Raw genomic sequence first — 15,307 nt, 5'->3', positions numbered from 1 at the left:
CGCCCCGCCCCTCATCGTGCGAACGCCAAGCTGCGCGAGAAGAACGGGATCATCACGTCCTGGACGCGCCCCGCGACACCGCTGGTATGGTCGCCGGGATAGACCGCGAACTGGTTGGCGATGCCGTAGCGGTCGAGCCCCTCGTGCAGCGCGATCGCGTCGCCCTTCAGCCCGTCGCGGTCACCGACATCGAGCCCGATCGCTGCATAGCGCCGCAGGTTACCGACATATTGATCGAGCATCGACAGTGGCGCGTTGGCCGCCCAGCGCGCGATCACGTCGGGCTGCGCGACGCCGTCCTTGATCGGCAGGTCGAGGAACAGCGGCGGCGCCTTCGGGTTCGGCGACCACGCCGCCGCGGTCGCGAGTTGCGCACGCAATCCCCACGACAGGCCAGCGCTTTCGGTCGGCGAGCGCAGCGCCCGCAACGTCTTCTCTGCCGCCGCGTCGGGCGTGCCGAGCGCGCGTATCGACAGGCAGCACGGGCTCATCATGTAGAGTGCACCGAAGATGTCGGGATGCTTCATGCCGATCCGCGCGGTGCCGTAGCCGCCCATCGAATGCCCGGCCAGCCCGCGGCTGCGGCGGTCCGCCAGCGTCCGGTAATGCGCGTCGACATAGCCGACGAGGTCGTGCGCGATGAACTGCTCGAAGTTGCCGACCGTCACCGAACTCGCATAGAACGAGCCGTTATGCACCGTCTTGCTGTCGGGCAGCACGACGATCATCTCGCGCGCGCCCTTCGCGAACGCGCCTTCGATCGTCTGCGGGACGTGGATTTCCTTCGCCCATTGCTCGGCGCCGATCGAATAGCCGTGCAGCGCGTAGACCACCGGATAGCGGCGTGTCGGGGTGCTGCGATAGCTCGGTGGCAGCATCACCAGCACCGCGCGATCCGCGCTGTTGCCCTCGAGATTGCCCTCGATCGCGCGCGAATGGACGGTGATCCGCTCGACCGTCACCGGCTTGGCACCCGCGACCGGCGGCGGCGTGGTGGTCGCGACCTGCGCATGCGCCGCGCCGGATATCGCCAGCCCGAAGGCGAGCACGGCCATCAGGAATTTCGTCATGGGTGCGATTCCTCGAAGAGCTGAGAAGATGGGCAGGCGGCGGTCATGCCTGCGTCAATCCGGCACCGCGCAACCTGACGCGGCGCCCCGGCACCAGCGTCACGTCGACGGTGCGGTCGCCCAGCCGGATGCGGCGGCGTCCGGGGATCGTGGAACGGAGGACCGCTTCGGCCAACGTGCCGGCTTCCCACCGCACGTCCACCACGCACGCGCCGCGCGCACGCAGGCCGGTGATCGACCCGCTCGGCCACGCGCGCGGCAATGCCGGGAGCAGCAGGATCTCGTCGCTCCGGCTCTGCATCAGCATTTCGGCGATCGCGCGCGTGCCACCGAAATTGCCGTCGATCTGAAACGGCGGATGCGCATCGAACAAATTGGGATAGGTGCGCGCGGGGCCGAGCAGATAGGCGAGGATGCGGTGCGCGTGCTCGCCGTCGCGCAGCCGCGCCCACAGGTTCGCGCGCCATGCGGTCGCCCAGCCGGTCGATTCGTCACCGCGGATCTCGAGCGAACGCCGTGCCGCGTTGGCGAGCGCGGGTGTCGTGTCGAGATCGATCTGCTCGCTCGGGAACAGGCCGTAGAGATGCGAGACGTGGCGATGGCGCTGCTCGGGCGCATCGGCATCCCAGTCCGCCTGCCATTCCTGCAACTGGCCGCCGCGCCCGATCTTGTCGGGCGCCAGCCGCGCGCGTGCCGCCGCCAGTTGCGCGACGAACGCCGCATCGGTGCCGAGCAACGTCGCCGCCTTGCCGGTCTGGTCGAACAGGTCGCGCAGGATCTGCATATCCATCGCCGGCCCCGCGCAGATCGATGCGCCCTTCGGATGCACGTTCTCGGGCGACAGCGACGGATTAGTGACCAGCGCGCCGGTCTTCGGATCGGTCTGGAGCGTATCGAGGAAGAACAGCGCCGCGCCGTGCAGCAGCGGGTAGACCGACCGCAGGAACTCGAGATCGCGACTATAGTCGTAATGGTCCCACAGATGCGTGCACAGCCACGCGCCGCCGGTCGGCCACAGCCCCCATTGCGCGCCATCGATCGGCGCGGTCGCGCGCCACAGGTCGGTGTTGTGATGACACACCCAGCCGCGCGCGCCGTACATCGTCTTCGCCGTCCGCGCGCCGGTGATGGCCAGCTCGCGCACCATCTGCACCAGCGGCGCGACGCATTCGGGCAACGCGGTGACTTCCGCCGGCCAGTAATTCATCTCGGTATTGATGTTGACGGTATATTTCGACTCCCAGGGCGGGCTGGTCTCCGCGTTCCAGATTCCCTGGAGGTTGGCCGGCTGGCTCCCCGGCCGCGACGACGCGATCAGCAAATAGCGCCCGTAATTGAAGTACAGCGTCGCGAGCGCCGGGTCGGCCGCGGCGCGATCCGCCAGCACCCGCTCGTCGGTCGGCCGATCGGCGATCGCCGTCCGGCCAAGATCGAGCTTCACCCGCCGGAACAGCGCGCGGTGCGCCGCGGTCGCGTCCGATCGCAGCCGAGCGAAGCCACGCCGCACCGCGCCCTCGACCGCCGCCAGTGTCGCCGCGTCGGGATCGCCGCCGACATCGTCGAACCGACGATAGCTCGTCCCCATCGCGACCAGCAGCGTGACCGACCGGGCGCCGGTGACCCGCAGACGCTCGCCATCCGCCGCCACCCTGCCGCCGTCCGCCACGATCCGCACGCGCGCCGCGAACCGCAATTTGCCCGCAATGCCAGCTCGCGCGGCGTTGCGACCAGTCAGCGTCAGCATCCCCCCTGCCGCGATGACGCCCGCACCCGGTTGCGGCGACGTCAGCCCGACCAGCAGGTCGAACGGCCGATCGCCGACCATGTGCACCGCGATCACCTGCTCCCCCGGTGAGGCGAACACCTCACGCCGGAACCGCGTCCCGCCGAGCGTGAAGCTGGTCGTCGCGATCGCCGCATCGAGATCGAGCTCGCGGGTATAGGCGCTCGCCTCTCCCGCTGCGCCCGGCAGCTCGAGCAGCAGGTCGCCGACCGGCTGATACGCCATCTGCGTCTTCGGCACGCCCATCAGCCGCGCATTGGCGAGCGTCTGCGCCTCGGCGAACGCGCCCGCATCGATCAGCCGCCGCACCTCGGGCAGCGTGGCCCGCGCGTCCGGGTTGACCGGGTCGTACGGCCCGCCCGACCACAACGTGTCCTCGTTCAGCTGCAACCGCTCGCCCGTCGTGCCGCCGAACACCATCGCACCGAGCCGCCCGTTGCCGACCGGCAGCGCTTCGGTCCAGACCTTGGCCGGCTGCCGATACCATAACCGCGTTTCACCCGGCGCGGACATTGCCGCCTCAGCCCCGGTCGGCAGCACCAATGCCGGTACGGCCAGCGCGACGGTCGCGCCCACGCCTTCCAACACTTCGCGACGCGACGGCGAGGCGTGCGGTCCCTTGGCGGACAGTTCGGTCATCCTTCTCCCTTCCGCGATCATCACGAGCGAATCTGCGGAAGACCGGACCCTGCCCGACACTCGCCACGCCGCCCGTTGCACCTGCGTTGGAACGGAGCGTAACTTGGTACCGGTATCTTAGCTACCCCCAAGCCGCCTGCCGTCGCTCGGGCGCACGCGGCTGGCCTTCGAGAATGTTAGCGCTATAGTGCTAAGGCAGCAGGCGCGTTCAGTGCCGCGAGACGACGGGAGAGAACCACCATGACGCGCTTCGATCGATATGCAGGCGCCGCATTGCGCGCGACCGCCCTCCTGCTTGCAGGCACGGCCACCGCCACCGCCTCGGCCAGCGACGCCCCCCGGTTCAGCCGCTTCACCTATGACGGCCACGCACAGGAACAGGTCAAAGTCGGCCCCGGCGAGTACCGCAACCCGATCCTGTCGGGCTATTATCCCGACCCGTCGGTAACCCGCGTCGGCGACGACTTCTACCTGGTCCTGTCGTCGTTCGCGCATTTCCCCGGGCTGCCGATCTTCACCTCGAAGGATCTCGTCCACTGGACGCAGATCGGCAACGCGATCGATCGGCCCGAGCAGCTAGACTTCACCGGCATGCGGACCTCGCAGGCGGTGTTCGCGCCCGACATCTCGTATCACGCCGGCACCTTCTACATCGTCAACACCTGCGTCGAGTGCAAAGGCAACTTCGTCATCACCGCGAAGAACCCGGCGGGTCCCTGGTCCAATCCGACCTGGCTGCCGTTCGAGGGGATCGATCCGTCGATCTATTGGGAGGGCGACAAGGCGTATGTCGTCAACAACCGCGCGCCGAACGAGCCGCCGCGCTACGACGGCCACCGCGCGATCTGGATCCAGGAATTCGACTGGCGCTCGGGGAAAATGGTCGGCGAGAGCACGCAGCTGATCAACGGCGGCGTCGACCTGACCAAGAAGCCAGTGTGGATCGAGGGACCACATATCTTCCGCAAGGACGGCTGGTATTATTTGACTGCGGCGGAAGGCGGCACGAGCGTCAACCATTCGCAGGTCGTGTTCCGGTCGCGGCAGTTGCGCGGGCCGTTCGCGCCGTTCGCGGGCAACCCGATCCTGACGCAACGCGACCTCGATCCCGCCCGCGCCAACCCGATCACCTCGTCGGGTCACGCCGAACTCGTCCAGACCGCGAAGGGCGACTGGTGGGCGACCTTCCTCGCGGTCCGCCCGTATGACGGCGACTATTACAACATCGGTCGCGAGACGTTCCTGCTGCCGGTGACGTGGAAGGATGGCTGGCCGATCATCCTGCCCAAGGGCCAGGCGATCCCGTTCGTCGGCAAAACGCCCGATCTCCCCAAGCAACCCGCGTCCAAGATCCCGACGAGCGGCGATTTCGGCTATGTCGACGAGTTCGACGGCACCAAGCTGGCGATGCAGTGGATCGGCGTGCGTACCCCGAAACAGCCCTTCTACCGGCTCGATCACGGCGACCTCGTGCTCGGCAAGGGCACGCCGATCGGCGACCTGTCGGGGGTGCCCGCGTTCGTCGGCCGCCGTCAGCAGCATCACATCGCGACGATGTCGACGACGGTCAAATTCACACCAGACACGGATGGCGACCGTGCCGGTCTCGCGGCGATGCAGAGCGACCGCAACTACCTGGTGTTCGGCGTCACACGGATCGCCGGCAAGACCGTCGTCGCGCTGTATACCGCGGCCGATGGGCGCGAGCGGCTGGTCGCGTCGGCCCCCGTCGCAGCCGGTCCCGTCACGCTGACGATCCGCGCCGACGGCGGGACGATGGCGTTCGATTATCAGGTCGCGGGCACCCGGCGCACGCTGTCGGACAAGGTCGACGCACGCTTTCTCAGCACCAAGTCCGCGGGCGGGTTCGTCGGGACCGTCGTGGGGCCCTATGCCTGGACGCAGTGACCGGGTGACGGCGTAGGTCAGGCATGCGCCCGCGAGTGCGGATGCATGCTTGACGCTGGCGCGATGCTCTCCGACTGTTCGGCGCGATGGCTTCCCTCCCCACTCCCCGCTGGTCGAGCGACCTGATGCAGGCCGCGCTGGCGCTGCACGACAATCAGCTCCACGTCGCCGAGCCGCTGCTGAAGGCCTATCTCAAGCGCGATCCGTTCGATGCGCGCGCGATCCGGATGCTGGCGGAACTCGCCGGACGGATCGGGCGGTACAAGGACGCCGAGACGCTGTTGCGGCGCGCGGTCGAACTGGCCCCCGGCTTCACCGCGGCACGCGCGAACCTCGCGCTCGTGCTCTACCGCCAGAACCGTGCGCCCGAGGCGCTGACCCTGCTCGATGCGGTGATCGCCGACGAGCCCGACAATCCCGGCCATGCCAACCTCAAGGCGGCGGCGCTCGGGCGGCTCGGCGGGTTCGAGGATGCGATCACGCTCTACGAAAAGGTGCTGCACGACGCCCCCGATCAGCCTCGCGTGTGGCTGAGTTACGGCCATATGCTCAAGACCGTCGGGCGCCGCGACGACGGTATCGCCGCGTATCGCCGCGCGCTGTCGCTCCAGCCGACGCTGGGCGATGCGTGGTGGAGCCTCGCCAACCTCAAGACGGTGCGCTTTGACGACCGCGATATCGTGGCGATGGAAGCGGCGCTCGCGCGCGACGACCTCGGCGACGAGGACCGGTTCCACCTCGACTTCGCGCTCGGCAAGGCGTTCGAGGATCGCCGCGACGCCGCCCGCTCGTTCGCGCATTACGACGCCGGCAACACGCTGCGCCGTACGCGCATCAGCTACGATGCCGACGAGACCACCGCGTTCGTCGACCGCAGCATCGCGGTGCTGACCCCGGCGCTGCTCGACGCGCGCCGCGGCCAGGGATGCGACGCATCCGACCCGATCTTCGTGCTCGGCATGCCCCGCGCCGGCTCGACGCTGATCGAACAGATCCTTGCCAGCCACAGCCTGGTCGAGGGCACCACCGAACTGCCCGACATGCCCGCGATCGCGCGCGGCATCGCCGACTATCCGGGCGCGATCGACACCTTATCGGCGACAGCGTTGCGCGAGATCGGCGAGGAGTATCTGCGCCGCGCCGCGATCCAGCGCCGTACCGAACGCCCGTTCTTCATCGACAAGCTCCCCAACAATTGGGCGCACGTGCCGCTGATCCTGCTCGCGCTGCCGAACGCGCGGATCATCGACGCGCGGCGCGACCCGCTCGACTGCTGCTTCTCGAACTTCAAACAGCATTACGCGCGGGGGCAGACGTTCAGCTATTCGCTCGACTATCTCGGCCGCTATTACCGCGACTACGTCAGGCTTATGCGCCACGTCGACACGGTCGCGCCGGGCCGCGTCCACCGCGTCGATCACGAAGCGCTGATCGACAACACCGAGGTCGAGGTCCGGGCGCTGCTCGCAGCGTGCGGGCTCGACTACGAACCCGCCTGCCTCGCTTTCCACGAGACTGATCGCGCGGTGCGCACCGCGAGTTCGGAACAGGTGCGCCGCCCGATCAACCGCGACGGCTTCGACGCCTGGCGACCATACGAGATGTGGCTGAACCCGCTGAAAACTGCGCTCGGCGACCTGCTACGCGCATGATCCGTGGCAAAAACGTCACGCTCACGTAATAAAGCTGCAAAATTCTTCGGCTTCGTTTGACGTTCGCTGCACTGCACCACAGTCTCTGCGCATAATCGCTTGGGGGCTCGCGCATGCACATATTCGATCGTCGGTTGTTGATCGGCTCACTTCTCGCCTCCTCGGCAATCGTGTCTCCCGCCAACGCCCAGACCGATCCTGCCGCCGCCCAGACACCGGTTGCCGCCCCTGCCGCGCAAACCGCGGGTGAGTACGAAGGCGACATCGTCGTCACCGCGCAGAAGCGCGACCAGAGCATCCAGAGCGTCCCGATCAGCATCCAGGCGATCGGCACCAAGCGGCTCGACGATCTCAACATCTCGAACTTCAACCAATATACGCAGCTGCTGCCGTCGGTGTCGTTCCAGACCACGCAGCCGGGCTCGACCGTCGTCTACATGCGCGGTGTCGCATCGGGCGGCGACGGCAACCATTCGGGCCCGCTGCCGTCTGTCGGCACGTATCTCGACGAGCAGCCGGTGACGACGATCGGTGGTACGCTCGACGTCCACATCTACGACATCGCGCGGATCGAGAGCCTCGCCGGACCGCAAGGCACGCTGTACGGCGCGTCGTCCGAAGCCGGCACGATCCGGATCATCACCAACAAGCCCGATCTGAGCGGTTTCTACGGCCGCGTCGACGGCGAGGTGAACAGCGTCAAGTCGGGCGGCATCGGCAGCAAGCTCGAGGGCATGCTCAACATGCCGCTGTCCGGGTCGGCGGCGCTGCGCGTGGTCGGCTTCTATCAGCGCGATGCAGGCTATATCGACAACGTCGCCGGATGCCGCAGCTACCTGCCCGAGCCGACCGCGACGTCATGCACCTCGGCGAACGGCGGCGTGGTCGTCGACAATGCCGCATTCGTGAAGAAGAACTACAACGACACCGAAACCTATGGTGGCCGCGCGGCGCTCAAGGTCGATCTCGACAGCAACTGGACCGTGACGCCGACCGTCCTGTACCAGGAACAGCGCAACCACGGCACCTATGGCTACGACCCGAAGGTCGGCGATCTCCAGGTCCAGCATTTCTTCCCCGAATACCGCCGCGACCGGTTCATCCAGGGCGCGCTGACGATCGAGGGCAAGGTCGGCAACTGGGACGTCACCTATGCCGGCGCGTATCTCGACCGTAAGACCTTCACGTCGAGCGACTATACCGATTACGCCGAGGCTTATGACTCGATGTACTCGTCGGCGGGCGGCCTTGCCGGCTATTTCTATTACCAAGACAATGCCGGCAAGACGATCGATCCGCGGCAGAAGATCATCGGCACCGATCACTTCAAGAAGATCAGCCAGGAATTCCGCGTTGCCTCCCCGTCGACAGACCGCTTCCGGGTCGTTTCGGGCGCCTTCTACCAGCGCCAGACGAACGCGATCTTCCAGGATTACCAGATCGCCAATCTCGGCACCGCGGTGTCGGTCAACGGATCGCCCGGTACCTTGTGGCTGACCCAGCAAAAGCGCGTCGACACCGATTATGCGGTGTTCGGCGAGGCGAGTTTCGACATCCTGCCGACCCTCACCGCAACCGCGGGGGGCCGCGCGTACATCTACGACAATTCGCTGATCGGCTTCTACGGCTTCGGCCGCAACCCGGCGATCGATCCGGCCGACGGCCGACCCTACACCGCCACGCCGTTCAACGCGGCGGGCAGCGGCCAGACCGGTGTCGCGGGATGCTATCTCGCCAATGGCCAGACCCTGCGGCAGGCCTATCTGGACGGCGGCGACACCTCGACGCTGCTGCCGGCGACGGTCGCGGGCTCGCCGTGCACCAATCTTGCGACCTACACGACGACCGGGCTGATCCCGAAAAAGACGCAGGGCCAGGGTGCGACCTACCGCTTCAACCTGACCTTCAAGCCGACCGACAAGGTCTTGGCCTATGCCACCTTCTCGCGCGGTTTCCGCCCGGGCGGGATCAATCGTCGCGGCGATGTCGCGCCGTATGACGCGGACTTCCTGACCAATTACGAGCTCGGCCTGAAGACGACGCTGTTCGAGCGATTGCGGTTCAACGCCGCGATCTATCAACAGCAATGGGACAAGTTCCAGTTCTCGTTCCTCGGCGCGAACAGCTTCACGATCATCCAGAACGGGCCCAATGCACGGATCCGCGGCGCGGAAGCCGATGCGAATTATTCGACCGGCGGCCTCTCGCTGACTGCTGCGGGTTCGTACACCGATGCGAAGACGCGCAACGACCTGTGCGCGACGCAGATCTGCAGCGGCGACGGCACCGACGTGCTCGCGCCATCGGGGACGCGCCTGCCGATCACGCCGCGCTTCAAGGCGAGCGGCACCGCGCGCTACAGCATGCCGATCGGCACCGCGAAGGCGTATATCCAGGGCCTCGTCGCGCATCAGAGTTCGGCATCGGCGGATATCCGGTTGGCGCAGGCGGCGACGCTGGGGCGGCTTCAGGCCTACACCACCGGCAACGCCTCGGTCGGCGCGGAAGTGTCGAACTTCACCTTCGAGGTGTTCGTCCAGAATCTGTGGGACGAACGCGCGGAACTGTCCCGCTACCAGCAATGCGGCACGTGTTCACAGAGGACGTATATCGTCACCAGCACCCCGCGCACCATCGGGCTTCGGGCTGGGGCGAAGTTCTGATGTGTATTCAAGGACATAAGATGACACTGAAGCTGCTCCTGACCTGCGCTGCCGTGACGGCCGCCATTCCCGCCACCGCCCAGACGACGAACTCGCCGGCCGCCACCAACGGCCTCGAAATCGCCAAGAAGATGATCGCGTTTCGCAGCGTGCGCGGTCCCGGCAACCAGACGCCGCAGCTTGCCGCCTATCTGAAGTCGGTGCTGGTCGGCGGCGGCTTTGCGGCGAGCGACGTGACGGTCACGCCGGTCGACGACACCGCCTATCTGATCGCGACCTGGCAGGGGACCGACGCGGCGCTGAAGCCGATCGTGATTTCCGGGCATATCGACGTGGTCGAGGCCAAGCCCGCCGACTGGCAGCGCGATCCGTTCACGGCGGTGGTCGAGAACGGCTATCTCTACGGCCGCGGCGCGACCGACATGAAGCTCGACGCGGCGCTCGCGATCGCGACGCTGCTCGACATGAAGAAGGCGGGGTACAAACCCAAGCGCGGCATCGTCCTCGCGCTGTCGGGCGACGAGGAGACCGTCATGAAGACGTCGTCGCTGATCGCCGACCGGCTCAAGACCGCCGAGATGGCGCTCAACATCGACGGCGGCGGCGGGTTGTACGGCGAAGACGGCAAGGCCGAATATTTCACGGTCGGCGCGGCCGAAAAGACCTATGCCGACTTCCAGCTCGAAACGACCAGCGCCGGCGGCCACTCGTCCGCACCGCGCAAAGTGAACGCGATCAACCAGCTAGCCGCCGCGCTGGTCAGGATCGGCGACTATCGCTTCACGCCACAGCTGTCGCCGATCACCAAGGGCTATTTCGAGGGCGTCGCACCGCGCCAGACGCCCGAGATCGGCGCAGCGATGCGCGCCTTCGCCGCCAATCCCAAGAACCAGAAGGCGATCGAGACGCTCGCCGCCAACCCAGGGTATGTCGGCCAGATCGGCACGACCTGCGTCACGTCGATGATCAGCGGCGGTCATGCGCTCAACGCGCTACCGCAACGCGCGACCGCGAACATCAACTGCCGCATCTTTCCCGGCGTGAAACCAGCGACCGTGATGGCCGAACTCGCCAAGGTCGCCGCCGACCCGGGCGTCAAGTTCAGCGACGTCACCGAAGGGTCGAACCCGACCGACGCCTCGCCGTTGCGCGCCGACCTGATGGGCGCGGTCAAGACGGCGATGGCCAAGATCCGCCCCGGCGTGCCGATCTTCCCGAGCATGTCGGCGGGCGCGAGCGATTCGATGTGGTACCGCTCGGTCGGCGTGCCGAGCTACGGCGTCAGCCCGACCTTCATCAAGCAGTCCGACGATTTCAGCCACGGCCTCAACGAGCGGACGCCGATCGACAACATCCCGCTGGCGATCACCTATTACCGCTCGCTGCTCACCGACCTGACGAAATAAGCGCGCGCGGGCGGATCAAGAGTTCGCGCGCGCCCACTCGGCCGCGTCGGCGACCTGTGCAGCGTCGGGCGTCACGCCGGTGTAGAGCACGAACTGTTGCAGCGCTTGCAGAGTCGCGACCTCGGTCCCGGTGATGCAGCGCTTGCCCGCGTCCGCGGCGGCGCGCAGGAACGGCGTCTCGGGCGGATATTGCACCACGTCGAACGCGATATCGCACGCCGCGATCATGTCGGGCGGGAACGCCAACGCGTCCGCATCCGCCCCGGTCATTCCGATCGGCGTCACGTTGATGAGGAGCGCCGCCGCCCCGCTCGCTTCGGATGCCCAACGATACCCGTAGAGATCGGCGAGCGCCCGCCCAGCCGCCGCGTTGCGCGCGACGATCGTGCCATCGCGGAAACCGATGTCGCTGAGCGCGGCGGCGACCGCCTTCGCCATCCCGCCCGAGCCGTGCAGCACGAACGAGAGCGATCGATCGATATCGCTGACCAGATCGACGACCGCGCCGTAATCCGTGTTGTGCCCGGTCAACACGCCGTCGTCGTTGACGATCGTGTTCACGCTGTCGATCGCACTCGCCGATGGCGCCAGACCGTCGAGCAGCGCGATCACCGCCTCCTTGAACGGCATCGAGATCGCACAGCCGCGGATGTCCAGCGCGCGAATGCCGCCGATCGCCGCGGGCAGGTCGGTGGTCGAGAACGACTTGTACAGGTAATCGAGCCCGGTCAGCGCGTAGAGCCGGTTGTGAAAGCGGGTGCCGAAATTGCCGGGCCTCGCCGACAGCGACATGCACAGGCGCGTATCGCGTCCGATCGGCGGTTTCATGCGGCTCTCCTTCGTCATTCCCGCGTCTATATACCGTCCGGCCGGCGCCACCATCCCGCATCCTCAAAGCTGAGCTTTAGGCATCCGATCAAAATAGATATTGGTAATCCCACTATATCAATGGAGTTTATCGGCACAGGTTCGGGGGACGCGATATGGTGCTGACTGCTTTGCTGATGACGTTACAGAGTGCCGAGCAGGTGCCGCAGACCCCGCCGCCACAGCCAGCACCCGTAGCGACGTCGGCCGCGCAATCGGCGCAGTCCACAGGCGAGCAGGAACGCGCAGGCCCGGCGTCGGGCGATGCAGGTGGCGACATCCTCGTCACCGCACGCCGCCGCGCGGAAACCGTCCAGAGCGTGCCGATCGCGATGTCGGTGATCGGCGGTACCGCGATCGCCGACACCGGCGCGTACAACGTCAGCCGCATCACGCAGCTTGCACCGACGCTGCAGTTCTACTCGACCAACCCGCGCAATTCGGCCGCCAACATCCGCGGGCTCGGCGCGCCGTTCGGGCTGACCAACGACGGCATCGAACAGGGCGTCGGCATCTATGTCGACCAGGTCTATTACAGCCGCATCGCCTCGGCGACGTTCGACTTCACCGATACCGAGCGGATCGAGATTCTCCGCGGACCGCAGGGCACGCTGTACGGCAAGAACACCACCGCGGGCGCGATCAACGTCACCACACGCGCGCCGAGCTTCACGCCCGAGGCGCGCGTCGAGCTGAGCGGCGGCAATTACGATTTCTTCCAGGGCAAGGCGTCGGTGTCAGGGCCGCTGGTCGACGACAAGCTGGCGATCCGACTGTCGACGTCGATCACGACGCGGCGCGGCACGATCTACAATTCGCGCACGGACACCTATCTCAACAGCCAGGACAATCTCGGGTTTCGCGGCCAGCTGCTGTGGCGCGCGGCCTCCAATCTCGATCTGACGCTATACGGCGATTACGGCCGACAGAACCCCAATTGCTGCGTCCAATATTATGCGCGGGTCGGCACGACGCAGCGCCCGCTCAACCGGCAATATGCGGCGCTGGCCGCGGCGCAGGGCTATGTCGTGCCCTCGACGAACGCGTTCGACCGCGTGACCGACGTCGACACGCCGTTGCGCGCGAAGCAGGAACTGGGCGGCGCATCGCTGCTCGCGAACTGGGATATCGGCCCGGCGACCGTGACGTCGGTGACGGCGTGGCGGTTCTGGCATTGGGACCCGTCGAACGATCGCGACTTCATCGGCTTGCCGATCACCCCGGTCTCGGCAAACCCGTCGCAGCAGAGCCAGTTCAGCCAGGAACTGCGGGTCGGATCGAACGGCACGCACGCGGTCGACTACACGGTCGGCGTGTTCTATTTCCATCAGACGATCGATACGCAGGGTCTTCAGGTGCAGGGGCCCGCGGCGAGCCGGTTCCTGCTCAATCCCGGCAACGGTGTCGCGCCCGGCGCCACCGGATGCGCGACCGCGACCACCGCGGCGTGCAACCCGTCGGTGCTCGACGGGCTGACCAGCCGCAACACGATCGGCTTCACCAACACCAGCGCCGCGCTGTTCGGAAAGCTCACCTGGCATGCCACGAACAAGCTTCAGATCGCGCCCGGCCTGCGGTTGAACTACGACAAGAAGGACGGCGATTACGTCTCCGTCGTCACCACCGGCAATGGCGGCACCACGCTGACAGCCGATCAGCGCGGCGTGCTCGCACCGCAAAGCTACAAGCCGACGTTCGACAACTGGAACCTGTCGGGCGACATCACCGCGTCGTACACCGTGACCCCCGATGTCCACGCCTATGCGACCTATGCGCGCAGCTATAAATCGGGCGGCATCAACCTGTCCGGCCTGCCACTCGACGCCAACAACAATCCGATCCTCGCGTCGGCGACCGTGAAGCCGGAAAAGGTCAATCATTACGAGCTGGGGCTTAAGACGCAGTTCGCCGATCGGCGCGTGACGCTGAACATCGCCGGGTTCTGGACCGAAATTGCGGATTATCAGGCGACCGTCACCAACAACCAGTATTCGGTGTTGCGCGGCTATCTCGCGAACGCCGGCAAGGTCCGCACGCGCGGTCTCGAATTCGACTCCGCGTTCCGGCCGTCGGAGCGACTGAACCTCTACGTCAACGGCGCCTACACCGACGCCAAATACGTCAAGTTCGTCGATGCGCCCTGCCCGCCCGAACTGACCGGGGGCACCGCGGCGGATGCGACGCACCCGGCGAGCCCCGCGGGCCAGGCCGGCACCGCGACCCGGCCGTCGTACAGCCCGGCGAGTTGCGACATCTCGGGGCAGCGCCTGCCCGGCGTCTCGAAATTCGCGCTCTCGTACGGGGCGGAATACGACCTGCCGGCGCGGATCGCGGGCAAGGATGGTCAGGTCTATGTCGGCTACGACGGCAGCTACCGCTCGCATTTCTCGTCGAACCCGTCGGAGTCGATCTATACCGAGATAAACGGCTATTCGCTGAGCAACTTCCGCGTCGGGTTCCGCGAGCGCGAAGGGATCAACGCGTTTCTCTGGCTGCGCAATGCGTTCGACGAGCATTACTATGATGTGCTCGCAACCCAGTCGGGCAGCACCGGACTCATCGTCGGCCAGCCGGGCGATCCGAGGACCTACGGCGCGACAATTTCTACGCGATTCTAACGAAAAACGGCGGCCTGTTTCCCAACAGGCCGCCGTCTTCATTTAAGCGAGGTTCGCTCAGTAGGTCGACGTCGTGGTCGGCCGATACCGGTTCCGCTCGGCGGCGACTTCGTCGCGCGTGTAGGCGGGAGCAGCCTCGTCGAAGCGGCTCCAGCCGTCCTGGCGATACGCCGCGCCGCGCGTCGTCGCGTCGACCGAGCGGTTGCGATCGAGCACCGCTTCGGCTTCTGTGACCAGATCGTCCTCGACGCGCGCGCTCAACAGCGTGCCACCTCGGCGGACGCCTTCCGAATAGACATGCGCGTCTTCTTCGGAGTGGCCTGCGTCCTTCAGCGCGCCGACGATCGTGCCAGTCGCGGCCCCGCCAGCCGCACCGATCCCTGCACCGACCACGGTCGAGGCGAGCCAGCCCGCCGCGACGATCGGGCCAAGGCCTGGGATCGCGAGCAGGCCGAGCCCGGCGAGCAGGCCGCCGACGCCGCCGACCGCTGCGCCGGTCGAGACGCCGCGGCTGACGTCGCCGCGATCGTCGACGTCGCCGAGCGTCGTGTCCGTATCGCCATGCGCGCCGTCGGCGTTGCTCGCGACGATGCTGATATGGCTATGCGGTACGCCCAGCCGCTCGAGATCGTGGAGCGCGGCGGTTGCGTCGGCATAGTCGTCGAACAGGCGTGTGAGTGTCTTGGTCATCGTTTCTCTCC

The 15,307-nt window shown here is 66.7% G+C and carries 9 protein-coding genes; 5 read left to right on the top strand and 4 right to left on the bottom strand.

What is annotated here, in order from left to right; genetic code table 11:
* Nucleotides 1–11: 11 nt before the first annotated feature.
* On the bottom strand, nucleotides 12–1,070 hold the full coding sequence (locus ASG20_RS02075) for an alpha/beta hydrolase (protein WP_056047860.1): 1,059 nt from the start codon (nucleotides 1,068–1,070) through the stop codon (nucleotides 12–14).
* Nucleotides 1,071–1,113: 43 nt separating this feature from the next.
* On the bottom strand, nucleotides 1,114–3,492 hold the full coding sequence (locus ASG20_RS02070) for a glycoside hydrolase family 95 protein (RefSeq protein ID WP_056047858.1): 2,379 nt from the start codon (nucleotides 3,490–3,492) through the stop codon (nucleotides 1,114–1,116).
* Between the two features lie 240 nt (nucleotides 3,493–3,732).
* Here ASG20_RS02070 and ASG20_RS02065 point away from each other — a divergent pair, with 240 nt between their 5' ends.
* From ASG20_RS02065 to ASG20_RS02050, 4 genes are all read left to right on the top strand, one after another.
* Complete coding sequence (locus ASG20_RS02065; RefSeq protein WP_056047855.1) at nucleotides 3,733–5,400, top strand: glycoside hydrolase family 43 protein; 1,668 nt, start codon at nucleotides 3,733–3,735, stop codon at nucleotides 5,398–5,400.
* 86 nt (nucleotides 5,401–5,486) lie between these two features.
* Nucleotides 5,487–7,052: a tetratricopeptide repeat-containing sulfotransferase family protein gene (locus ASG20_RS02060; protein ID WP_231420342.1), complete on the top strand. Its 1,566-nt coding sequence runs from the start codon at nucleotides 5,487–5,489 to the stop codon at nucleotides 7,050–7,052.
* A 113-nt stretch (nucleotides 7,053–7,165) separates the two neighbouring features.
* Nucleotides 7,166–9,715, top strand: coding sequence for a TonB-dependent receptor (locus tag ASG20_RS02055; RefSeq protein WP_056047849.1), 2,550 nt, complete (start codon nucleotides 7,166–7,168; stop codon nucleotides 9,713–9,715).
* Between the two features lie 20 nt (nucleotides 9,716–9,735).
* Nucleotides 9,736–11,121, top strand: a complete 1,386-nt coding sequence (locus tag ASG20_RS02050; protein WP_056047846.1) for a M20/M25/M40 family metallo-hydrolase — start codon at nucleotides 9,736–9,738, stop codon at nucleotides 11,119–11,121.
* A gap of 15 nt (nucleotides 11,122–11,136) precedes the next feature.
* Here the strand turns inward: ASG20_RS02050 and ASG20_RS02045 are convergent, their stop codons facing one another.
* Entirely contained in the window at nucleotides 11,137–11,949 is an 813-nt protein-coding gene (locus ASG20_RS02045; RefSeq protein ID WP_056047843.1) for a shikimate 5-dehydrogenase, read from the bottom strand.
* A 155-nt stretch (nucleotides 11,950–12,104) separates the two neighbouring features.
* On the opposite strand from ASG20_RS02045, the gene ASG20_RS02040 reads away from it, so the two are divergent.
* The gene (locus ASG20_RS02040; protein ID WP_082470691.1) at nucleotides 12,105–14,606 is read left to right on the top strand and encodes a TonB-dependent receptor; all 2,502 of its coding nucleotides are present in this window, start codon (nucleotides 12,105–12,107) and stop codon (nucleotides 14,604–14,606) included.
* A gap of 57 nt (nucleotides 14,607–14,663) precedes the next feature.
* Here ASG20_RS02040 and ASG20_RS02035 read toward each other — a convergent pair whose 3' ends face one another.
* Entirely contained in the window at nucleotides 14,664–15,296 is a 633-nt protein-coding gene (locus ASG20_RS02035) for a hypothetical protein (protein ID WP_056047840.1), read from the bottom strand.
* Between the last annotated feature and the right edge of the window lie 11 nt (nucleotides 15,297–15,307).

Source organism: Sphingomonas sp. Leaf198 (genome assembly GCF_001424005.1).
Lineage (GTDB): Bacteria > Pseudomonadota > Alphaproteobacteria > Sphingomonadales > Sphingomonadaceae > Sphingomonas.
Note: the sequence above shows the minus strand (reverse complement) of the source record. Positions and strands in the feature narration are given on the sequence as shown.